At 64.7% G+C, this 21,688-nt stretch carries 16 protein-coding genes; 4 read left to right on the top strand and 12 right to left on the bottom strand.

Annotation, left to right across the window (positions count from 1 at the left end; translation table 11 throughout):
• Positions 1-2: 2 nt before the first annotated feature.
• From nirB to Cth01_RS03165, 9 genes are all read right to left on the bottom strand, one after another.
• The gene (nirB, locus tag Cth01_RS03125; RefSeq protein WP_055477374.1) at positions 3-2,465 is read right to left on the bottom strand and encodes a nitrite reductase large subunit NirB; all 2,463 of its coding nucleotides are present in this window, start codon (positions 2,463-2,465) and stop codon (positions 3-5) included.
• Positions 2,434-2,820: a hypothetical protein gene (locus Cth01_RS03130; protein WP_139032043.1), complete on the bottom strand. Its 387-nt coding sequence runs from the start codon at positions 2,818-2,820 to the stop codon at positions 2,434-2,436. Before Cth01_RS03130 ends, nirB begins: the two co-directional genes overlap by 32 nt.
• Positions 2,821-2,832: 12 nt before the next feature.
• Positions 2,833-3,645: an ABC transporter ATP-binding protein gene (locus Cth01_RS03135; protein WP_012836969.1), complete on the bottom strand. Its 813-nt coding sequence runs from the start codon at positions 3,643-3,645 to the stop codon at positions 2,833-2,835.
• A 110-nt stretch (positions 3,646-3,755) separates the two neighbouring features.
• Entirely contained in the window at positions 3,756-4,748 is a 993-nt protein-coding gene (gene ntrB, locus Cth01_RS03140; protein ID WP_045838495.1) for a nitrate ABC transporter permease, read from the bottom strand.
• Between the two features lie 26 nt (positions 4,749-4,774).
• Positions 4,775-6,046 carry a CmpA/NrtA family ABC transporter substrate-binding protein gene (locus tag Cth01_RS03145; RefSeq protein WP_034381418.1) on the bottom strand — a complete coding sequence of 424 codons (1,272 nt, stop codon included), beginning with the start codon at positions 6,044-6,046 and terminating at the stop codon, positions 4,775-4,777.
• A 259-nt stretch (positions 6,047-6,305) separates the two neighbouring features.
• Complete coding sequence (locus tag Cth01_RS03150; protein WP_428839328.1) at positions 6,306-7,631, bottom strand: nitrate- and nitrite sensing domain-containing protein; 1,326 nt, start codon at positions 7,629-7,631, stop codon at positions 6,306-6,308.
• A 6-nt stretch (positions 7,632-7,637) separates the two neighbouring features.
• Positions 7,638-8,012: a ribosomal maturation YjgA family protein gene (locus Cth01_RS03155; protein ID WP_174447005.1), complete on the bottom strand. Its 375-nt coding sequence runs from the start codon at positions 8,010-8,012 to the stop codon at positions 7,638-7,640.
• Positions 8,013-8,076: 64 nt separating this feature from the next.
• On the bottom strand, positions 8,077-9,108 hold the full coding sequence (locus tag Cth01_RS03160; RefSeq protein ID WP_045838497.1) for a Bug family tripartite tricarboxylate transporter substrate binding protein: 1,032 nt from the start codon (positions 9,106-9,108) through the stop codon (positions 8,077-8,079).
• A 195-nt stretch (positions 9,109-9,303) separates the two neighbouring features.
• Positions 9,304-12,177, bottom strand: a complete 2,874-nt coding sequence (locus Cth01_RS03165) for an Hsp70 family protein (RefSeq protein ID WP_045838498.1) — start codon at positions 12,175-12,177, stop codon at positions 9,304-9,306.
• Between the two features lie 196 nt (positions 12,178-12,373).
• Here Cth01_RS03165 and Cth01_RS03170 point away from each other — a divergent pair, with 196 nt between their 5' ends.
• Positions 12,374-13,405, top strand: coding sequence for a porin (locus Cth01_RS03170; RefSeq protein ID WP_045838499.1), 1,032 nt, complete (start codon positions 12,374-12,376; stop codon positions 13,403-13,405).
• 252 nt (positions 13,406-13,657) lie between these two features.
• Here Cth01_RS03170 and Cth01_RS03175 read toward each other — a convergent pair whose 3' ends face one another.
• Together Cth01_RS03175 and Cth01_RS03180 are read right to left on the bottom strand one after the other, a co-directional pair.
• Positions 13,658-15,634 (bottom strand): Hsp70 family protein, encoded by a 1,977-nt coding sequence (locus Cth01_RS03175; RefSeq protein ID WP_045838500.1) that lies wholly within the window; start codon positions 15,632-15,634, stop codon positions 13,658-13,660.
• A gap of 3 nt (positions 15,635-15,637) precedes the next feature.
• Complete coding sequence (locus tag Cth01_RS03180) at positions 15,638-16,315, bottom strand: DUF2760 domain-containing protein (protein WP_034381397.1); 678 nt, start codon at positions 16,313-16,315, stop codon at positions 15,638-15,640.
• A gap of 465 nt (positions 16,316-16,780) precedes the next feature.
• Here Cth01_RS03180 and Cth01_RS03185 point away from each other — a divergent pair, with 465 nt between their 5' ends.
• Positions 16,781-17,692, top strand: coding sequence for a transporter substrate-binding domain-containing protein (locus Cth01_RS03185; RefSeq protein ID WP_045838501.1), 912 nt, complete (start codon positions 16,781-16,783; stop codon positions 17,690-17,692).
• A 126-nt stretch (positions 17,693-17,818) separates the two neighbouring features.
• Here Cth01_RS03185 and Cth01_RS03190 read toward each other — a convergent pair whose 3' ends face one another.
• Positions 17,819-18,736 carry a LysR family transcriptional regulator gene (locus Cth01_RS03190; protein ID WP_045838557.1) on the bottom strand — a complete coding sequence of 306 codons (918 nt, stop codon included), beginning with the start codon at positions 18,734-18,736 and terminating at the stop codon, positions 17,819-17,821.
• A 170-nt stretch (positions 18,737-18,906) separates the two neighbouring features.
• Here Cth01_RS03190 and hglS point away from each other — a divergent pair, with 170 nt between their 5' ends.
• Together hglS and Cth01_RS03200 are read left to right on the top strand one after the other, a co-directional pair.
• Positions 18,907-20,325 (top strand): 2-oxoadipate dioxygenase/decarboxylase HglS, encoded by a 1,419-nt coding sequence (hglS, locus tag Cth01_RS03195; protein ID WP_045838558.1) that lies wholly within the window; start codon positions 18,907-18,909, stop codon positions 20,323-20,325.
• Positions 20,322-21,560 carry an aminotransferase-like domain-containing protein gene (locus tag Cth01_RS03200; RefSeq protein ID WP_045838502.1) on the top strand — a complete coding sequence of 413 codons (1,239 nt, stop codon included), beginning with the start codon at positions 20,322-20,324 and terminating at the stop codon, positions 21,558-21,560. Before hglS ends, Cth01_RS03200 begins: the two co-directional genes overlap by 4 nt.
• Positions 21,561-21,688: the final 128 nt, after the last annotated feature.

Consider the following 21,688-nt stretch of genomic DNA (forward strand, 5'->3'; position numbering starts at 1 on the left):
TTTCAGGCAACAACTGACACATCAGCAGGCAGAGCCTGAAACTGGCGCGTATCCACGGACGCCTTGTCGGTTTCGAACCAGGGATCGGGCTCGCCGTCCAGTGCAAACTGCAGCTGCTCCCACAGCGCTCTGCGGCCCTCGGCATCGTCAAGGATGCGGCGCTTGACATAGTCCAGACCCACGCGATTGATGTAGTGCACCGTGCGCTCCAGATACCAGCCTTCCAGCCGGTACAGCTGCATGAAGGCGCCCGTGTACTCCATCACCTCTTCGGCGGTCTTGAGCTTGGTGAAGAAATGCGCCACCTCGGTCTTGATGCCGCCGTTGCCGCCCACATACATCTCCCAGCCCGAGTCCACACCGATGATTCCCACATCCTTGATGCCGGACTCCGCGCAGTTGCGCGGGCAGCCGCTGACGGCGAACTTCACCTTGTGCGGGGCGTACATGCGCCACATGGCGCGCTCCAGATCCTTGCCCATCTGGGTGCTGTCCTGCGTGCCCATGCGGCACCATTCGCTGCCCACGCAGGTCTTGACCGTGCGCAGTGCCTTGGCATAGGCATGGCCGCAGGGCATGCCTATATCGTTCCAGACGGCCTGCAGATCCTCCTTCTTCACGCCCAGCAGATCGATGCGCTGACCGCCCGTGACCTTCACGGTAGGGATCTGGTATTTGTCCACCACATCGGCAATGCGGCGCAGCTCGGAGGCCGTGGTCTCGCCGCCCCACATGCGCGGAATCACGCTGTAGGTTCCATCTTTCTGGATGTTGGCGTGGCTGCGTTCGTTGATGAAGCGGCTTTGCGGGTCGTCCCTGGCTTCCTTGGGCCAGGTGCTTATAAGATAGTAGTTGACGGCCGGGCGGCAGGAGGCACAGCCATTGGGCGTGCGCCACTCCATGAAGCGGAACACCGCATCGGTGCTCAGCAGCTTGTGCTCAGCGATCGCGTCGCGCACGGCCTGGTGCCCGTGGTCGGTGCAGCCGCACATGGCCTTGGTCTTGGGGGCCGCCGAGTAGTCGCCGCCGGCCGTGAACATGATGATCTGCTCTACCAGTCCCGTGCAGGAGCCGCAACTGGCACTGGCCTTGGTGTGCTTTCGCACATCATCGAGCGTGAACAGGCCCTTGTCCTTGATGGCCTTGCAGATCGCGCCCTTGGTCACGCCGTTGCAGCCGCAGACCTCGTCGCCGTCGGCCATGGCCGCAGCTTTGCTCTGCCCCTGGTGGCCGGTGTCGCCGAGATTGGATTCGCCAAACATCAGCTTGTCGCGGATATCGGCCACGCTGCGGCCCTCGCGCAGCAGCTTGAAGTACCAGCTGCCGTCCACCGTGTCGCCGTACAGGCAGGCACCGACCAGCTTGTCGTCCTTGATGACCAGCTTTTTGTAGACCCCCGCATAGGGGTCGCTCATGAGAATTTCCTCGGTATCGCCGCCGCCCTGGAAATCGCCTGCAGAGAACAGATCGATGCCCGTGACCTTGAGCTTGGTCGAGGTCAGCGAACCCAGGTAGCGGCCGATGCCGAACTCCGCCAGATGGTTGGCCAGCACCTTGCCCTGCTCGAACAAGGGCGCCACCAGCCCGTAGGCAATGCCTCGGTGTGCCGCGCATTCGCCCACGGCATAGATGCGAGGATCGGTCACGGTCTGCAGCGTATCGCTGACCACGATGCCGCGGTTCACATGCAGATGCATGGACTCGGCCAGTTCGGTGCTGGGGCGAATGCCCACGGCCATCACCACCAGTTCGGCCGGGATCTCGCTGCCGTCCTTGAAACGCACGGCACGCACGCGGCCGTCTGCATCACCCAGCAGCTCCTGGGTCTGCGCCTGCATGCAGAACTGCATGCCGCGCTCGGCCAGCGATTTCTGCAGCATGCGGCCCGCCTGATCGTCGAGCTGGCGCTCCATCAGCCAGTCGCCGACATGCACCACGGTGACCTGCATGCCGCGCTTCATGAGGCCGTTGGCCGCTTCCAGTCCTAGCAGGCCACCGCCGATCACCACCGCATGCTTGAGCGTCTTGGCCGCCTCGATCATGGCCTCGGTATCGGCGATGTCGCGGTAGGCCAGCACGCCCTCCAGGTCCTTGCCGGGAATGGGCAGGATGAAGGGCTTGGAGCCTGTCGCCATGATCAGGCGGTCGTACTCGGCGCTGGCAGTCTCACCCAGGGCATTGACCGCATGTACCATGCGCCGGGCTCGGTCCACGGCCGTCACGGTATAGCCGGCGTGCAGCAGGATATGGTGGTCCTGGTACCAGGACCAGTCGTTGAGCACGATATCGCCGAGCGTCTGCTCGCCGGCGAGCACGGGCGACAGCAGAATGCGGTTGTAGTTGGGATGCGGCTCGGCGCCGAAGACCGTGATGTCGTACAGATCGGGGGCAATGGCCAGCAGCTCTTCCAGCGCGCGCACGCCCGCCATTCCGTTACCAATCATGACCAGTTTGGATTTTTTCATCTGAGTCCCCGTGGGCTTGCGAAAAAGGCCTTCCGCGCAGAACCGCTGCATTTGGCAGCAGCACCTCCAAAAAGGCGCTTGTGTCCTGAAACGGCCCGGCAACAAAAAAGACGTCTGCATGCTTCATGACTTGCATGAGCATGTAGACGTCTTTGTCTTTTGGGTTCTGGTCCAGCCTTGCACCATCACCCTGTGGCCGACCTTGGCCACGATTAAGGACATGCAATTGCCGTGCCAGCTCTGTCGTCTCGCGGAATGCGGCAGGCAAGAAAGAGATGCACCATCTTTGTGCCTGTTTGCCGCTTTGCTGTGCACCAAACAAACATGGCGCCCCAAGGCGCCATGCAGCAGACATCGAGGCCAGGACTCAGGCCGCCTTCTCCACGTGGCCCTGGCGCGTGTAGAGGAAGTCGATCACCGCCTTGCGGTAGCTTTGATACTGGGCATCCTCGGCCAGCTCCACCCGGCTGCGCGGGCGTGGCAGTGCCACATGCAGCACCTCGCCAATCGTGGCAGCGGGACCGTTGGTCATCATCACGATCTTGTCGGACAGCAGTACGGCCTCGTCCACATCGTGCGTGACCATCACCACCGTGCTCTGGGTCCGAGCCACGATCTCCAGCAACTCGTCCTGCAGCTTGGCACGCGTCAGGGCATCGAGGGCACCGAAGGGCTCGTCCATGAGCAGCACCTGGGGCTCCATGGACAGGGCACGCGCAATGCCCACGCGCTGCTTCATGCCGCCCGAGATTTCGCCGGGGCGCTTTTGCGCCGCATGGCTGAGGCCCACCATGGCCAGCGCCGCATCGGTGCGCTGCGCCAGCTGTGCCTTGCTTTCGCGCTTGCCGAAGACACGCTCCACGGCCAGGTGCACATTGCCCCAGCAGCTCAGCCAGGGCAGCAGCGAATGGTTCTGGAAGACCACCGCACGCTCGGGCCCGGGGCCCTTGATTTCCTTGTTGGCGCACAGGAGTGCACCGCCCGTGGGAATGGTCAGACCGGCAATCAGATTGAGCAGCGTCGACTTGCCGCAGCCCGAATGCCCGATGAGACTGACGAACTCGCCCTTGGCAATGTTCAGATTGATGTCACGCAGCGCGGGAAACAGGCCCTTGGCGGTCTTGAAGGTCTGCTCCACCCCGTGGATCTCGATGTACTTGGTGCTGAGAGATGTATGCATGAGGTACTCCTTGCTTTTTTCCGAGGCCGCCGTGGCGCCGGCTTTGCCGGGCCACCGGTGGTGCCCCCCTTGAGGGGGTGACGCGCCCGAAGGCGCGGCTCAGGGGTGGGTTAAGTCTTGACCTCTTCAAACGTAAAGGCCGAAGCCAGCTTGACCAGGGCCCACTCCAGCACCAGGCCCACGATGCCGATCACGAAGATGGCGATGATGATGTTCTTGACGTTGAGGTTGTTCCACTCGTCCCAGACCCAGAAACCTATGCCCACGCCGCCCGTCAGCATCTCGGCGGCCACGATCACCAGCCAGGCCGTGCCCACTGCCAGACGAACACCCGTCAACATATAGGGAAGCACGGCTGGAAACAGAATGGTGGTGGCGATCTTCCACTCCGACAGATTGAGCACGCGCGCCACATTCATATAGTCCTGGGGCACACGCTGCACGCCCACGGCGGTATTGATGACCATGGGCCAGATCGAGCAGATGAAGATGGTCCAGATGGCTGCCGGATTGGCTCCCTTGAACACCAGCAGGCCGATCGGCAGCCAGGCCAGCGGCGAGACCGGGCGCAGCAGACTGATCAAGGGATTGAACATGCGCGACAGAAAGCCGAAGCGCCCGATCACGAAGCCCAAAGGAATGCCGACCAGTGCCGCCAGACCGAAGCCCAGGGCCACACGCTGCAGCGAGGACAGCACATTCCAGCCCACGCCCTGGTCGTTGGGCCCGTTGCGGTAGAAGGGATCGCTGAACACCTGCAGGGTCTGCTCCCAGGTCTCGGCCGGGGTCGGAATGCTCTTGCCGGTGCTGCTCGATACCAGCGACCACAACCCGACCAGCAGCGCCAGCCCCAGCAGCGGCGGCAGGACCTGAGCAAATAACTGTTCAGCCCATTGGCGCAAGCGGCTGGGTGCCACCGCAACCGGAGCCGTGACCATCGCTTGGGGTTTGATATCTTTTTGCACTTCAGCCTTTACAAGTTCTGCGCCAGCAGCTATCTTTTTTGAGGTTTCGAGCAGCGCATCATTGGCCGCCTGGGCTGCCAGTTGCGGATCGTGCGGGGGATCGAGTTCGAGCGGCGCGTGAAGTACGGCACTGACCATGATGGTTCTCCTGTCGGATGGCGGCCTCAGGCCTTGATCTTGAAGCTGTCGGCGTACTGGGCAGGGTTCTTGCCGTCCCAGACCACGCCGTCGATCAGCTTGCTGGTGCGTAGCACATCCTTGGGCACGCTGACCTTGAGCTGGCTTGCCGCCTGCTGGTAGAGGTCGATGCGGTTGATCTGCTTGGCCACGGCCAGATAGTCTGGATGGGCCTTGAGCAGACCCCAGCGCTTGTGCTGGGTGAGAAACCACATGCCGTCCGACAGATACGGGAAGTTCACGGCCCCGTCGTTGAAGAACTTCATGTGGTTGGGGTCGTCCCAGGTCTTGCCCAGGCCGTTCTGGTAGCGGCCCAGAATGCGCTGGTTGATGGCGTCCACACTGGTGTTGATGTACGACTTCTGGGCCACGGTCTCGGCCATCTTCGTCTTGTTCTGCAGGCTGGCGTCAATCCAGCGGCCGGCCTCAAGAATCGCCATCATCACGGCGCGGCAGGTGTTGGGATTCTTCTGCGCGAACTCGCCCGTGGTGCCCAGCACCTTCTCGGGGTGATCCTTCCAGATGTCCTGCGTGGTGTTGGCCGTGATACCGATGCCGTCCATGATGGCGCGATGGTTCCAGGGTTCCCCCACGCAGAAGCCATCCATATTGCCCACGCGCATATTGGCCACCATCTGGGGCGGCGGCACGGTGATCAGCTTGGCCTCGGATAACGGATTGATGCCCGCAGCCGCCAGCCAGTAATGCATCCACATGGCGTGGGTACCGGTGGGGAAGGTACCGGCAAACGTGTATTCGCGCTTTTCCCTGGCCATGACCTTGGCCAGACTGGCTCCGTCGACCGCGCCCTTGTCGGCAAGGGCCTTGGACAGCGTGATCGCCTGGCCGTTGTTGTTCAGGCTCATGAGCACGGCCATGTCCTTCTTTGGCCCCCCCACACCCAGATGCAGGCCGTAGACCAGGCCGTAGAGCACATGGGCGAAGTCCAGCTCGCCGTTGACCAGCTTGTCGCGCACGCCGGCCCAGCTCGCCTCCTTGCTGGGGACGATCTTCACGCCGTATTTCTGATCGAAGCCCAGCACCGAGGCCATGACCACGCTGGCGCAATCGGTCAGCGGGATGAAGCCTATCTTGACTTCTTTCTTCTCCGGCGCATCGGAGCCTGCGGCCCAGGCGCCATGGTGACCCAGCGAGCCATAGAGGGCGGCGGCGCCAGCCACGCGCAGAAACTCACGCCGGCCACCGGCAGATACGGGCTCCGGCGTGGGAGCAGTAGACGAAGGGAGGCACTGGCTCATGAGAAAACTCCATCAAGAATCGTGGTGAAGGCGATCCGGAAAACAAAAAGGCGCCCTTCCCTCCTCGGGTGTGAGGAGAAAAGGACGCCGTTGTCCCAGGTCACTCGTAATAACGCTTTAAGCGCGACCGCCTTTGGTCTGCTTGACATCAACAGTCATGCACAAACCATGCCAGACCTTGATCAGAGACGGAGCAGGCTTTGCGCCTCCGGTTTTGGCTCATATTTGGTGCAGCGCAACAAACACCGCGCGGCCAAGGCTATGAATTGGTGCTGCCCGGCAGCAAGTCCACCGTGGCCAGAATGGCCTCGGCCACATCCAGCATGCGCCGGTTCTGGTTCATGGCCGTCTGGCGGATCAGCTTGTAGGCATCGCCCTCACTGAGCTGGCGGTAGTTCATGAGCACGCCCTTGGCCCGCTCTATAGTCTTGCGCTCCTTGAGCGTGGCGCGCGCCTTGTCGATCTCGGTCTGCATGTCCTGCAAGCGCATGGACTGCTCCTGCACCAGCAAGACAATGCTTTTCTCGAGCTGCAACCCGTACGCACCCTCCGCAGGCAAGGAGGCGGCTGACTGCGTGGCCCCCAGAAAGGCCGCAGCCGCTTCGGCACGAGTCCCAGGCTGCGGCTGCATCTCCAGCAGCGCCAGTTGCTGGCAGAGCGCTGTACGGGCCTGCTCAAGCTTGCACAGGCATTGCTCCTGCAGCTCATGGACCAGAAATGCCTCAATCTGGTGCATGGCATCGAGCCGGCTGGAACAGGCCTCGAACCACGGTGAGCTCAGGCTACGGTCCAGCAGCACGCCGTCCCCCGCCGTGCAGCCCATTCGACGCAGCCTCTCGATCACCGTCATATCGGGGCAGGCCCCGCATTGCTGCTGCCAGCGCTCCATCCCCGAGGGACTGGCGAAGTCTGCAAACACCTGAAAGCAGCGCTCCTGAGACTCGATCAGATGCAGCCAATGGCGCTGACGCTCCGACTTGCCGACCCCTGCGGTAAACGCCGCAACCCCCGTGGCACGCTCCTGGCCCGCCAGCTCCTTGCCCTGCATGAAATGAAACAGCGCCACCAGCAATTTCGCAATATCGGGATCGCAAGCGCTGTCCGCCGCCTCGAACACCACGGTCAGGCAGGCCGCAATCATGCGGATCAGCGCCTGCGTGCAATCCTCGGCACTCAGCTGCAGCGCATCGCGCCGGCGGCGCAGCAGCGGCAGGGCTTCAAAGCCTTGCAGCGCATTGGCGATCGCGTTGAACAGGCGAGCGCCATGCGCACCCGGCGCCCGCGCGCCCAGCTCTTCAAGCGCCAGGCAGACTCGCTCCATGACCCGGTCCACATGCCGGCCATGATCGAGCAGGCTCTGCTGCGCCTGTGCTCCACCGCTGACCAGAAAGATATTCGAGAGACCGCGCTCTTTCTGCAGCGCATGAACGAGCTCGGACACGCTCGCCACCAGGCTGCTGGCGCGGCTGATCTGCTCCAGCTCGGCAATCTCGCTTTGCCTTGCAGCCACCAGATAGTGCAGAGGCGTTTTCATGGGGTAGTGCTTGTCGTCATGTTGATGCCATGAACGACGAGCACGATTCATGCCATCTCAGGCAAGGCGACGCTGCCGCCTCTGCCAGAGCCGGTCCATCATGGCGCCCACACCGATGCCCACGACGTAGGCCAGCAGATCCAGGGGATCGAAGCCATTGCCCAGAACCAGATAGGCCAGCTTGTTGGCGCGCAGGGCCTGCATCCAGGGGGCCTGATAGAGCTGCAGGAACTCGATGGCAAAGGCGATGACCAGGGAACAGGCCATGAGCTTGCCGCACGTGATGGCCGGCCGCAGCCAGGCCACGCACAGCACCACCACCCAGGCCCAGAGCGCATCGCCCGGATAATTGCCCAGCACGGCGGGAAAGGGCACATAGCCCCGGCGTGAGGCCAGCCCGATGGCAATGACCGCCGCAATGAGCAGGGTCAAGCCCGCCCGTGAGCGACGCAAGGGCCCGGCAGCGGCCGGATGTATCAACAAGCTGTCGTCCCCTTCAGTCGATATGCGCGCCGGAGTCCTTGACCACCTGCTTCCAGTACGCCAGCTCGGCCGGCAGCATGGCCTTGAAGCTTTGCGGCGTGGACTCCACGCGCTCTGCGCCCAGAGTCTTGAGGCGTTCGGCCATCTCGGGCCTGGCCAGCACGGTCTTGACGGCCTGATAAAGCTTGTCCACCACCGGCTGCGGCGTACCGGCCGGTGCAAACAAGCCGTACCAGCTGGTCACGGCCAGGCCCTTGCCCAGCACGGGGATCTCGGGCGCCAGTGATGTGGGCCTGTCGGACGCCACACCCAGCACGCGCAGCTTGCCGCTGCTGACAAAAGGCATCACGCCGGGAAAGCTGCCAAAGGTCACCGGTAGCTGGCCGGCCACCACATCGGTGGCGGCGGCCGATGCCCCCTTGTAAGGCACATGCAGCAGGCTCAGGTTCTTCTGCTTTTTCAGCATCTCGCCCAGCAGATGGTTGAGCGTGCCGTTGCCGGCAGAAGCATATTCAACCTTGCCCGGATGCGCCTTGGCATAGGCCACCAGTTCGTCCAGATTCCTGGCGGGGAAGTTCGGATTCACCACCAGCAGATAAGGCGCGACGGCCAGCTGCATCACGGCAGTGAAGTCCTTGATGGGATCGAACGGCACCCTGGAATACAGCGCCGGATTGATGGTGTAGGCGCTTTGCGCCGTCACGAGAAAGGTGTAGCCGTCGGCCGCGCTGCGCGCCACCTGGCCCGTGCCCAGATTGCCGTTGGCGCCGGCGCGGTTTTCCACGATGACGGGCTGGCCCAGCGAATTCTCCAGCCCCTGCGCCACGGCACGCGCAATCACATCGTTGGCACCGCCCGGTGCCTGGGGCACGACAAAGGTAATCGGCTTGGCAGGCCAGTTGCCGCCCTGCGCCAGTGCTTGCGTCAGAGGAGCCGCCATCACCACGGCAGCCACCGCTGCCAACAGCAGCGAGCGGCGTTGGTTTGCAGAGATAAAAACAGCGTTTCGCGCCATCTCGGTGCGCGCAGCTTCTTCAAACTTCATGGCAATAACTTCCTGTGGTGGTGAACATGGATGCTGCCAGCCCTCCATGCCGGCCTGTCGCACCATGCAACAGGTCATTCTTGCATCGCTCGCAGAGCGGCCTGAACAACACTCACTGTTCGGCCATCGTCTTTGGCAGGGGCTGCCTCCTGCAAATGCCGTGACCAAAAGCCTGGCCGCAGCCGCACAGCCTCTTCACAGCAGCACCAGCCCCGGCGGCAGACTGTCGCCCAGACTGCGCCTGTGATCCTCTGCCTCCATCTGCACCACCTGCTCGACCATGGCCATCCAGCGCTCTGGCGCACCGCTGCTGCGCATCTTCTCCAGCACCTGCGCCCTGACGGCATCGGGCAGATCGCGCGCGCGGTCGCCCGTCATGCGGGCCATCTGCACGGCGGCAAACATAGCGGTTTCGTTCTTGCGCCAGTCCTGGGCCAGCGTGGCGTTCAGGAACTCCTGCGCCGCGTCGGGCGGCATCACCAGATGGGCGTTGGCGGCCAGCGATTGGCGTGCCGCCAGACGACCTATGGCCCACCAGGTCTGCACGGTTTCATCCTCGCGCCTGAGGCGCTGCAGCATCCACTGCCCCATTTCCTGGCGGTACTGCCAGGGCACGGCCTCCATGGCCGCGAACAGGCGCAGCATGTCGTCATAGCTGCCATGACTGGATTTGCCGCGCGCGTTCTGCTGCACGGCCTTGTGCATATGGCCGGCCACGTCTTCGAGCAGCTCCATCTGCCGGGCCTCGTTCAGACCCGCAGCCACGCGACGCCAGAACACCCACCACTCCGTCCAGTTGGCTGCCTCTTTGGCATGACCCAGACCCTGGCCATACAAGGCCCAGACCTGGTCTATGCGCCAGCCATCGAGCTGCGCCCCTACGCCGGGGCGCAGACACCAGCCTGCGAGATTGAGCCAGACGCGCTCATGGTCGGCCGTGCGGCGGCGGCGCCTGGAGCGGGCCAGCAGCGCATCGAACAGGGCTCGCAGCAGGCCCAGTTCCCAGTCATCGCGCGGGCCGAGGATTCTTTCGAGCGACTGGCGCAGCTGGCGCACTTCCCGGGCCGTCACTTCCTGCGCCTGCGTGCCGAAGATGCGCTCCACCAGGGCCACGGCTTCGGGCAGCCTGGCTGCCAAAGAATTAGACTGTTTTGGGCCTTCAGCGCTTTGTTCACCGGCGCTGTCAGCTATGGGTTCCGAAGCCGAAGCACCGCGTACAGCAAAGGGCAGCAGCCAGGACTGGCCCGCATCCTGCACTGCCACGCAGCGCACTTCCAGCGTGCCGACCTCGCTCATGCAGGCTTGCAGCTGCACCTCGACCTGGGCTGCGGCCCGGCCTTCGGGCGCGGGCAGCACCGTGGCCAGAGGCGGCAGCTCCACCCAGCCCTCGCCGATCAAAGGTGCAATCTGGCCGGCCTGAGCTGGCGCATGGCTCAGGCTGTTGGCCAATACATTGAAGCGCACGGCCTGGCCCAGCTTGAGCGCAAAGCGCCGGCCAGAGAGCACCATGCGCACGCCCTCCTCCGTGCCACGCGGCAGCAGGCACAGGCCTTGCGGAGCCTCGCCCTTCTTGCCCGGCAGCAGCAGCCAGTAGCTGCGTGCCGAACCGCCACCAATGCGCGGCACCATGGTCTTGATCGCTGCCGACGCCTGCCCGGCCTGTGCTTCGGGCAGGTTGGGCGTAGCAATCTGTGCCACCGCCAGCTCGGCCTGATGGCGTGCCAGCCCGTAGGCTGCCGCACCGCGCGCCACGGCCCAGTCCGGGTGCGGGTTGTGCAGCACGCGCACCGGGCTGCCGCGCCAGCGGCCAAGCAATTGCGTCAGACGCTGAACCATGGCATGGGCATGGAACACGCCGCCGTTGAGCAGCACGGTATCGGGCAGGCCCCCACTCGCATGCTGGGCGAGAAAATGTGCCAGATGACGACTGATGGCCGCATCGGCCGGATAGGGCAGGCCAAAGCCGCGCAGCGCGCCTTGCCGCCTGGCGGGCATATCGCTGATCTGCGCGACCGGCAAAAAGCCCTCGACCACCGACTGCAGCACCTGCTCACGAGTCAGCGTGACGCTTTGAGTCGCCGCCATCAGCTTGCTGCCGCCCCCGAGCAAGGTGATGCCGATCTGCTCGGGCGCGTTCTGCACCAGCAACTGCTCCTTGGCCATGCGGCAGCGCTGCACCAGCTGGGCAAAGCGCTGTGCGGACAGCCTCTGCCCCTGGTCTGGCGCCTTGTGCGCAAAAGCCGGCTCAAGCTGATGGGCCAGCGCCAGGTCCATGTTGTCGCCGCCCAGCATCAGGTGCTCGCCGACGGCCGTGCGCGTCAGCGTGGGCAGGCTGCCATCGGCCGATGCATCCACGCGAATCAGCGTCAGATCGGTAGTCCCTCCGCCCACATCCACCACCAGCACCAGTCGGCTGTCCGCCAGTTGCGCAGCCAGCTCATCGCCCTGCAGCACCAGCCAGTCGTGAAACGCGGCCTTGGGCTCCTCCAGCAGTTGCACGCGCGGCAGACCCGCCATCTGCGCAGCCTCCAGCGTCAATGCACGTGCACCTTCGTCGAACGAGGCTGGTACCGTCAGCACCACGCTTTGCTGGTGCAGTGGCGCTTCGGGACGGGCCTGGTCCCATGCCGCTTTCACATGGGCCAGATAGGAGCTTGAGGCCGCCAGCGGCGATACCTTGGCCACGTCCTCGCCAGCCCCCCATGGCAGGATGGCGGCTGTGCGATCCACGCCGGTATGCGAGAGCCAGCTTTTGGCACTGGCCACCAGCCGCCCCGGCACGGCAGCGCCCAGATCTCGCGCCCAGCGGCCGATGACGGCAGGCACCGCTTCATCCGCGCCCTGCGGCGGCCAGGGCTGGCGCCAGGCCTCGCCCAGCTCGCCCTGGGCGGCCTGGTAACGCACCGAAGGCAGCAGCGGCTGGGCCACGACCTCGCCTGCCGTGCTGCGCTGGGCAATATCGAGCAGCGCGATATCGCTTGTCGCAGCGTCCAGCGCAACGCTTGCCACGACCGTGTGACTGGTGCCCAGGTCGATGCCGACGGCGTAGGTGGGGCGAGATGAATGCATGGGCTGAGGCGGAAACACGTAAAACTCTGTCGCCGATCGTAACAAGAGCCGGATGCCCGAACCGCCTGCCGGGATGAGCGGCTGCTGCGACGACAACTGTCCAAAGCAGTGCACGGTGGCTGGCACGGGACTTGCCTTGTAACAAGCGCGCAGATTCGCGCAAGTTTCATAGCAAAGATCGAAGGCTAGTCGCTACATGCCAGTCAAAACAACAACTGTGTCTCGTGTCCTCCTCGCCGCTCTGGCCACCGCCGGAGCTTCCGTCGCGCTCGCACAAAGCAGCGTGCAGATCTATGGCCGCCTCAATACCTCGGTCGAGCATCAGAAGGTCGGAGGCAGCAGCCTGACCGGGCTCTTCAACAACAACTCGCGCTTTGGCTTTGTAGGCAGCGAAGACCTGGGCGGCGGCCTCAAGGCCGGCTTCCAGCTCGAATCCGGCTTCGAATCCGATACCGGCGCCGGTACCGGCAGCACCGGCGCCCTGGCCTTTCAGCGCCAGAGCGAAGTCAACCTCTCGGGCAGTCTGGGCAAGCTGCGTCTGGGCCGTTTTGGTGCTGCCACCTATTTCGGCATTGCCGACTATGGTGCACTGGATGAGCCCAACCACGATACCGGCTCCATCGCCGATGCGCTCTACGACTACGTGATGCGCAACACCAACAAGATCGCCTATCGCAGCCCTGTGATGGCCGGGCTGACATTGGAGGCTCAGGCATCGCTACACGAAAAGACGACAGGTGCCGTGCAGAAGAACGGCTACGACCTCTATGCCAACTGGGAACGCGGCCCCTTGGCCCTGGGCGCGGGCTTTACCCAGCTGGGCAACGACAGGCAGTTTGCCCTGCGCGGCCACTACATCTGGAATGCGCTGCAGATCGGTGCCTACTACCAGCGCTCGGACAACGGCTCGGGCTCGCTGTGCAGCAATGGCGGTGCCGGCTGCGGCACGCGTGACGCTGCGCGCGTGACTGCGGCCTACCGGGTTGGCGCTTCGGAGCTTGCCCTGGGCTACGGCTGGGCGAGCCGGTGGAGCCATGTGCCCGGCAGCAGCGCGCGCCAGTGGATTCTTGGCTACAACCACCATCTGAGCAAACGCACCAAGCTCTACGCTGCCTACACACGCATCGACAACGGATCCGGCGTGGCCTATGGCTACAACTTCAAGGGTGGCGTGGGCTATGGGCAGGATGCCAGCAGCCTGAGCGTGGGTCTGCGCCACGCGTTCTAGACCTCTGCTTGAGTGGGGCGCGAGCCATGTTGCTGATGGGCATGGTGCGCGTCCTGCTTCTCAAAAGAAGAGCTTCATGATCTTGCGCCTGGCGTGATTGGGCCTGAACCTTTCTTGTGGCATGCCTTTGTCACGGACAGAGGGCGGGTCTCGGCCGGAAGTGCAGCCGCAAACAAGAGAACAAAAGAGAGAACAAAAAAGCCCGCCAACCAATCGGCCAGCGGGCTTTCACTGTCAAGCAACTCAGCGGCCTTATTCGGCAGCCTCCGCAGAGGTTTCCGCGCGCACATCGAACTCCACCTTCCAGCGCTCGCTTCCACCCACGGGCACGGCATTGAGCTCCAGCGTGCCGATATCGGTCACACGCGCCGCCAGGGTCACGGGCACCACCTCGCCGGCAGCGCGGCCGGCGGCGGGCAGATTCAGCTCGATCTCCTGCAGCTCCACCAGCTCTTCGGGCGACCAGAAGTCCAGCATGGTGCCGACCTGGTCGGTGCGGCGCACGGACGAGCCAAAGAAGCGCAGACGCACGGGCTCGCCCACGACCAGGCCGAACTCCTCGTCAGGCAGAGCGACTTCCGTGCCCTCCTCCATGCCGAACGGTGCCAGGCACAGGGCGGACTGGGGCGGTTCCATGCCGGGGATGGCGGGCATATTGCTCTCCACACCCACGTAATAGGACTGAGCCGTGCCGCCGCGAATGCGGACGCCGCGGCCGCTGGTGGCGATATGGCCGTAATAGGCCGCACCGCGGGCCACGGCCAGATCGAGATTGGCGCCGTCCAGCAGACGCGCAGGCTCGCAGGCCTCGTCGTCCAGCCAGCCGTTGATGACTTCCAGGATGCGCTGCTCGATCTGGGGCGCCTTGAGTACGCCGCCGTTGAACAGGATGGCCGTGGGATGCAAAAAGGTGGAGCCGTCGATCTGATCGCCCCTCAGGCCCTCGATCTCGGCCAGCGCATGAACCTGGCGGCTCAGAAAGGCCGCCAGGTGGCGTGTGACGGCGGCATCTTGCGCATAGGGCAGGCCCAGTTGCGTGAGCGCGCCGCGCGCGCGGGTCTTGGGCTTGTCGCTGACGGCCACCTTGGGGAAAAAGCCTTCGACCAGCATGGCCAGCACTTCATCACGCGTGACTTCGGTACGGATGCTGCCGCCGATGAGCTTGCTGCCCCGGCTGGGCACAACCACGGGCACGGCCTGCAAATTGGCGTCGGCCAGCAATTGCTCCTTGGCTGCGCGGCAGCCATGGGCCAGCGCCCGGGTTTGCCAGGCATCGAGCTGCTTGCCTTCGGCCGCCAGCTTGCGTGCAACGCCATAGGCCAGGGCCAGGTCCATGTTGTCGCCGCCCAGCAAAATGTGTTCGCCCACGGCAATGCGCTGCAGCTCCAGATTGCCATCGCGCTCCAGCACGGCGATCAGCGAGAGGTCGGTGGTGCCACCGCCCACGTCCACGACGAGGATGATGTCGCCATGCTTGACCTGCTTGCGCCACTGGCCGCCACTGGCCTGGATCCAGCTGTAAAGCGCGGCCTGAGGTTCTTCGAGCAGTGTCAGCCTGGCAAAGCCCGCGGCCCTGCAGGCCTCGGCCGTCAACTCGCGCGCGGCGGGGTCGAACGATGCGGGGATGGTGACGGTGATGTCCTGCTGGGCAAACGGGGCCTCGGGGTGAGCCTGCTCCCAGGCGCGGCGCAGATGCTCGAGATAGCGGGTTGAAGCGGTCAGCGGCGAAATGCGGCTGACTTCCTCGGGTGCATCGGCGGGGAGAATGCCTGCGCGGCGATCGACGCCGGGGTGGCAGAGCCAGCTCTTGGCGCTGCTGACCAGACGGATGGGCGTGGCTGCGCCGCGGCTGCGGGCGAATTCGCCGGTGATGAAGTCGCCGGGTGCACCGGGCAAGCTGCGCTCGGCTTCGGTCAGCTCGCTTTCGTGCGGCAGATAGAGAAAGGACGGCAGCAGTGGCCTGGCCTCGACACTGCCGGGAGCCGTGAGCTGGGGAATGTCCAGCACGCCCTGCACCACCTTCTCGCCATCGCTGGCGTTCTTGTTCACATAGGACAGCGCGCAGTGGGTGGTGCCCAGATCGATGCCGATGCTGTAGCTAGCGCCGGCAGACGGGGCGTCGGCCTGACCTGCAGGGCTTTGTGGCTGAGCGGCGGCAGCCACGGAATCAGGAGTGCTCGCAGCTTGACTGGCCGCACCCGATGCGGCGATGGAGGCAAACATATTCATGGATCACAGCTCCACTTCGGCTTGGGCGATGACCTTGGCGGCCTGAATGTCGGTGAGCTGGGGGAGCTTGACCTGAGTCACCAGCCAGCCGCGATGGGACAGCGTGCCGGTAAACGGCGGCTGGCCGACCACATTGCCCGTCAGTCGCACGGCAGCAGCGTCAAAACCGGCCTGCAAAGTGATGCGCGAGCCTTCGGCTTCGCTGCACACGGGGGAGAGCGTGAAATGCTCGCGCAGCACCTTGCGGCAGCCCTCATGCACCACGCGCGCGGCCGCGCCGATCTCGGCATCGGTATAGGGCGTGACGTCTTCCTGGATGAAGTCCACAAAACGTGCCTCGCGCTGCATCAGGCCCAGCAGTTGCAGGGCGGCGCTGTCGGTGGCGACGAGCTTTTCCACTTCGACGGTTTTTTCGATCAGCTTCTCGACCGGAACCTCGACGCGCTTCTCAACGGTCTTTTCCACGATTTTTTCGACCGGCACTTCGACGCGAACTTCGACGATCTTCTCGACCGGCACTTCCACGCGTACTTCCCTGGGGGCGACGTCAGCGGCAAAAGCCTCACCGGCGCGCACACGACTCACGTCGGCGGCCAGGCGACCGTTACCGAGAATGGCAAAAAAACTGCCGATCGCGATGGCGATGCGGCTCAGGAATGAGGGGGGGGTATTGGCAGTCATGGAGTCTGTCTCAAAACAGGTTCACGCATGCAGAGTCATTCTGTGGCGCCCTTGCGGGCGGCGCTGCGCGAACCGAAAACGGAGCCGGACCAGGCGGCAGCGACACGGCCGGCCCTGGCGGCACAAGGCTGGACGCGCCGCAAACGATGCGCGCGGGCCTGTGCAACAGGCGCAGATATTACCCAAAAAGCCCGGTCAGCCGTCCCGCTATGGCTTTGCCGCGCCGGCTGCCGCACCTGGACACGCGCTGCCGGGTCATACGCCGCAAGCATGACCTTCTTCCGTTTCATCGTTATGAAACCTCTGCCATTTGCCGGATAGTTGATGCAGGATCTTGACAAACAGGCCGCCCCGGCAACGGGTCTTGCCGATTCATGGGCTGCAGGCAATGCGCGGCACCATGGACGAGCGCACAACAATTGCATTGCGTTTTCGATACGCCCACTTCCCGAGGAGACTTCCCCCATGCGCCTGATGACCGCGAACATAACGCTGGCATGTACCGCCCTTGTAGCCGCCATGGCCGCCTCCGGCGTCCAGGCCCAGACCGCCTCCGGCAGCACGCTGGAAAAGCTGCAAAAGACCGGCAAGGTGGTCATAGGCGTGCGCGAAAGCTCGGCCCCCATGGCCTATGCCATAGGCGCCAACCACCGCTTCACCGGCTACCACGTGGAGTTGTGCGAAAAGGTGCTGGCCCAGATCGCGCCCAGCGCCAAGATCGAATACATGGCCATCACCGCGCAGAACACCATGCCTCTGGTGCAAAACGGCACGGTGGATCTGGGCTGCGGCCCCACGACCAACAACCTCAGCCGCCAGAAGCAGGTCTCGTTTGCCGTCACCACCTATGTCAGCCAGGTGCGCATGGCCGTGCGCGCAGACTCGCCCGTGACCTCGTTCAAGCAGCAGGACGGCAAGACCGTGGCAGCTTCGGCGGGGACCACCGCCGTGCAGCTACTGCGCAAATACAGCCATGACAACAATGTGAAGCTGCCGACCCAGCTGGGCAAGGACCATTTCGAGAGTTTTCTGATGCTGGAGTCCGGCCGCGCGGATGCTTTTGTGCTTGACGACAATCTGCTGGCCGGCGTGATCGCCAACTCCAAGGACCCCAGGGGCTACAAGATCGTGGGCGAGGCGCTGGGGTCGGAGCCCATCGCGCTGCTGATGCGCAAGGACGATCCCGGCTTCAAGAAGGCCGTGGACGATGCCCTGGTGCGCATGATGAAGTCCGGCGAGGTGGCGAAGATCTACGACAAGTGGTTTATGCAGCCCATTCCGCCCAAGGAAATGCCGCTGAACCTGCCCATGAGCGAGACGCTCAAGCAGCTGCTGCAAGCGCCCAATGACAAGCCGCTGGAAGCCTACAACAGCTGAAACGACCGCAAGCCTGCGCCTGGAGTCATGCTTTATTGATAGCTGGTTGCGCTTTTTGAGCAATCATTTCAGGCATATTCATTGCTGAACTCATTGAAGGAGCTGCGCTGGCAGCTCCTTTTTTCATTACAGCGGCGCAGAAGAAGCAAACTCCTGCGCGACCTGCTTGAGCCAGCCCTGGAAGGCCTGCAACGGCGGATAGGCCGAGCGGCTGGTCGGCCAGGCCAGGTAGTAGCGCTCGGCACTTTCCACCTCGGGCAGTTGCGGCAGAGCCTGAACCAGATCGCCGGCCTGCAGCTCGCGCAGGATCAGAAACTTGGGCAGCAGCGCCACACCCACGCCGGCGATCGCGGCCTGGGCCGCCGTGGCGAACTGATCGAACAGCATGCCCTGCATATCGCCGCCCTGGCAGCCCTGGCTGCCGAACCAGCGCTGCCAGGCGTCGGGGCGCGAAGCCAGATGCAGCAGCGGCGCGCGCAGCAGGTCCTGGGGCCGGGCAAAACCATGGCGGGCCGCCACATCGGGGCTGCAGGCCGGCACCACGGTCTCACTCATGAGGAACTCCAGCTCCGCGCCCGGCCAGTTCGGCAAGCCGAAATGAATGGCCGCATCGACGGCCTCGAGCTGGAAATCGAACTGCGACAGCCGCGTTGTCAGATTGATGGTGATGCCCGGATGGGCGCTGAAGAACTGCGGCAGCCGTGGCGCCAGCCAGCGCGTGCCGAAGGTCGGCAGGATGGCCAGGTTCAGGCTGCCGCCCTGCGGATTGGTGCGAAAGCCCAGCGTGGCATTGGAGATGCGCGCCAGGGCAGCGCGTATCTCCTGCGCATAGGCCTGGCCCGCAGCGCTCAGGCGCACGGTCTGGCGCTCGCGCACGAACAGCTCGGTGCCCAGGCGCTCCTCCAGCGCGCGGATCTGGCGGCTGACGGCGCTTTGCGTCAGATGCAGCTCGGCGGCCGCCGCGGTAAAGCTCTGGTGCCGCGCCGAGGCCTCGAAGGCGCAGAGCAGGGACATGGGGGGCAGAAAGCGACGGGATAACTGCATGGCGGCAAGGATGTGGGAGGGATTCGGATGCAGGTTCATTCCGTCCGGGTATGACCTGCAGGCCGGATTATCGTTTGACCAAAGTCATGACGACGCAGAACATGCTGCATATTCCTGCGGCCCCGCCAGCGGCGCGGCCATCCCACGAACCCCTGCCCTTCTGTTTTGTCATGAGCGCCACGCCCCACGCCTCTTCCACCGCAGCCCGCTTTGTCAGCGTCGACGAGATCCGCACGCGCTTCTCGCGTGCCATGTCCGAGATGTACCGCAAGGAAGTGCCGCAGTACGGCACCCTGATCGACCTTGTGGCCGATATCAACGCCGTGGCGCTGCAGGCCGACCCCGAACTGCGCCAGCGCATGAACAGCAGCGGCGAGCTCGAGCGCCTGGATGTGGAGCGCCATGGCGCCATCCGCGTGGGAACGGCCGAGGAACTGGCCACGCTGCGCCGCCTGTTCGCCGTGATGGGCATGGAGCCCGTGGGCTATTACGACCTCTCGGTGGCCGGCGTTCCCGTGCACTCCACGGCCTTTCGCCCCGTGCATGACGAGGCGCTGCTGGCCAACCCGTTTCGCGTCTTCACCTCGCTGCTGCGCCTGGAGCTGATTGCCGATGCAGCGCTGCGCGCGCAGGCCGCCGAAATCCTCGAGCGCCGCAGCATCTTCACGCCACGCGCACTGGAGCTCATTGCCCAGGCCGAGCGTGACGGAGGCCTGGACAGCAGCGACGCCGATGCCTTTGTGCAGCAGGCCCTGGAGACCTTCCGCTGGCACAGCGACGCCACCGTGGATGCCGCCACCTACAAGGCCCTACAGCAAGCCCACCGCCTGGTGGCCGATGTGGTGTGCTTCAAGGGCCCGCACATCAACCATCTGACACCACGCACGCTGGACATAGACATGGCCCAGGCCGATATGCCCACGCGCGGCATGGATGCCAAGGACGTGGTCGAAGGCCCGCCACAGCGCGCCTGCCCCATCCTGCTGCGCCAGACCAGCTTCAAGGCACTCAAGGAGGCCGTGCGCTTTACCGATGCCGACGCCAACGCGGACAGTTCCGGCGCCCATACCGCGCGCTTTGGCGAGATCGAGCAGCGCGGTGTCGCGCTGACACGCAAGGGCCGCGCCCTGTACGACGAGCTGCTGGGCCTGGTGCGCGGCATAGACAGCGCGGGCAGCGCCGCGCCCGACTATGCACACCGCCTGCAGCAGGTCTTCACGCAGTTTCCCGATACGCACGAACAATTGCGCCGCCAGGGCCTGGCCTTCTACCGCTACCGCCTGACCGGGCAGGCTCAGGCCTCGCTTGCCCAAAGCCCTGCCGGTGCGGACCTGGAAGCACTGATCGACCGGGGTCTGGTGCAGGCCGAGCCGATTACCTATGAAGATTTTCTACCCGTGAGCGCGGCCGGCATCTTCCAGTCCAACCTCGGCGGCGAGGAGCAAAAGCAATACCAGGCCCATGCCGCGCAGCAGGTCTTCGAAAGCGCGCTGGGCGCGCGCGTGCATGATGAAATCGCTCTGTACGAGGCCTCCGAGCAGCAATCCAGGGCCCAGGTTCTCGCAATGCTGTCGGGAGCGGCAGCATGAGTCGGGACAGCGCACTGGCTCCCTTTGCCGCGGTGTTTGCCGAGCCTGCGGGATCGCCGATACGCGAGCTGTTTCCCTATCTCTCGCGCCCCGGCATGATCTCGCTGGCCGGCGGCTATCCATCGCCCAGCCTCTTCGATGCCGAGGGCCTGGCACAGGCCGCCCAGCAGGCCATGGCCCAGGGCCCGGGCGCGCTGCAGTATGGCGCCACCGAAGGCCTGGGCGAGTTGCGCGAGGCCCTGGCGCAGCAGGCGCGCGAGCGCGGCATGCATGCGACGGCCGCCGACATCCTCGTGACCACCGGATCACAGCAGGCCTTTGACCTGCTGGTGCGCGTGCTCGTCGAGCCCGGCGACACGGTGCTGGTCGAGGTGCCGGCCTATCCCGCCACGCTGCAGGCCCTGCGTCTGGCCCAGGCGCGCATCCTGCCCATTCCCATGGACGAACAAGGCCTGCAGACCGAGGCCCTGGCCGATTTGCTGGCCGCACTGCCCGCAGACCAGCGCCCCAAGCTGCTCTACACCGTGCCGAATTTCTCCAACCCGCGCGGCACGCTGCTGGCGGCCGAGCGCCGCGAGGCTCTGGTGCAACTGGCCCGGCAACACGGTTTCTGGGTGGTCGAGGACGATCCCTATGGCGAGCTGCGCTTCGACGAGTCCAGCGGCATCCACCAAGCCATGCCGGGCACCGTGCGCGCCGCGGGAGAGCGGCTGGCCGAGCCCGGCTCCAACCCCGTCATCTATCTGTCCAGCCTGTCCAAGACCGTGGCCCCCGCGCTGCGCGTGGGCTGGATGCTGGCCGACGCACCGCTGCTGCGCCGCTGCACAGTGGCCAAGCAGACGGCCGATCTGTGCACCTCGCCGCTGACGCAGTCGGTCGCTGCCTGCTATCTGGCCAGCGGCCGCTACCCGGCCACCGTGCAGCGCGCGCGCCAGGAATACCAGCGCCGCATGCAGGCCCTGGTCCAGGGCCTGGACGCGGCGCCCGACAGCGGCATACGCTGCTCGCGCCCCGCGGGCGGCATGTTCGTCTGGGCCGAGCTGGACCGCAGCATAGATCCGCAAAAGCTCTTCGACGCCGCCGTGGCCCGGGGCGTGATCTATGTGCCTGGCAAGGCCTTCTATCCTGCCGATCCCGACCTGCACACGCTGCGTATGTCGTTTGCCGCGCCCGAGGTGCCGCAGATCGCGCAGGCCGTAGAGCGCTTGTGCCAGGCCGCCGCGCAAAGCCGCTGAGATAAAGCACCCTCTGTGCCGCTTCGCGTCTTCCCCCTCTCTGGCTTCGCCGGAGGGGACGGCACCGACGCTGCGGGGCGGCCCTTGCGCGGCGCCCGGCCATGCACAGCGCCATGAAACAACGGACA

This window comes from Comamonas thiooxydans (genome assembly GCF_000964545.1).
Lineage (GTDB): Bacteria > Pseudomonadota > Gammaproteobacteria > Burkholderiales > Burkholderiaceae_C > Comamonas > Comamonas thiooxydans.

Excerpts from the sequence above, each read along its gene's own strand:
- nirB (WP_055477374.1), bottom strand. The coding sequence starts at position 2,465 with ATGAAAAAATCCAAACTGGTCATGATTGGTAACGGAATGGCGGGCGTG.
- Cth01_RS03130 (WP_139032043.1), bottom strand. The coding sequence starts at position 2,820 with ATGTCTGCTGCATGGCGCCTTGGGGCGCCATGTTTGTTTGGTGCACAG.
- Cth01_RS03135 (WP_012836969.1), bottom strand. The coding sequence starts at position 3,645 with ATGCATACATCTCTCAGCACCAAGTACATCGAGATCCACGGGGTGGAG.
- ntrB (WP_045838495.1), bottom strand. The coding sequence starts at position 4,748 with ATGGTCAGTGCCGTACTTCACGCGCCGCTCGAACTCGATCCCCCGCAC.
- Cth01_RS03145 (WP_034381418.1), bottom strand. The coding sequence starts at position 6,046 with ATGAGCCAGTGCCTCCCTTCGTCTACTGCTCCCACGCCGGAGCCCGTA.
- Cth01_RS03150 (WP_428839328.1), bottom strand. The coding sequence starts at position 7,631 with ATGAATCGTGCTCGTCGTTCATGGCATCAACATGACGACAAGCACTAC.
- Cth01_RS03160 (WP_045838497.1), bottom strand. The coding sequence starts at position 9,108 with ATGAAGTTTGAAGAAGCTGCGCGCACCGAGATGGCGCGAAACGCTGTT.
- Cth01_RS03165 (WP_045838498.1), bottom strand. The coding sequence starts at position 12,177 with ATGCATTCATCTCGCCCCACCTACGCCGTCGGCATCGACCTGGGCACC.
- Cth01_RS03170 (WP_045838499.1), top strand. The coding sequence starts at position 12,374 with ATGCCAGTCAAAACAACAACTGTGTCTCGTGTCCTCCTCGCCGCTCTG.
- Cth01_RS03175 (WP_045838500.1), bottom strand. The coding sequence starts at position 15,634 with ATGAATATGTTTGCCTCCATCGCCGCATCGGGTGCGGCCAGTCAAGCT.
- Cth01_RS03180 (WP_034381397.1), bottom strand. The coding sequence starts at position 16,315 with ATGACTGCCAATACCCCCCCCTCATTCCTGAGCCGCATCGCCATCGCG.
- Cth01_RS03185 (WP_045838501.1), top strand. The coding sequence starts at position 16,781 with ATGCGCCTGATGACCGCGAACATAACGCTGGCATGTACCGCCCTTGTA.
- Cth01_RS03190 (WP_045838557.1), bottom strand. The coding sequence starts at position 18,736 with ATGCAGTTATCCCGTCGCTTTCTGCCCCCCATGTCCCTGCTCTGCGCC.
- hglS (WP_045838558.1), top strand. The coding sequence starts at position 18,907 with ATGAGCGCCACGCCCCACGCCTCTTCCACCGCAGCCCGCTTTGTCAGC.
- Cth01_RS03200 (WP_045838502.1), top strand. The coding sequence starts at position 20,322 with ATGAGTCGGGACAGCGCACTGGCTCCCTTTGCCGCGGTGTTTGCCGAG.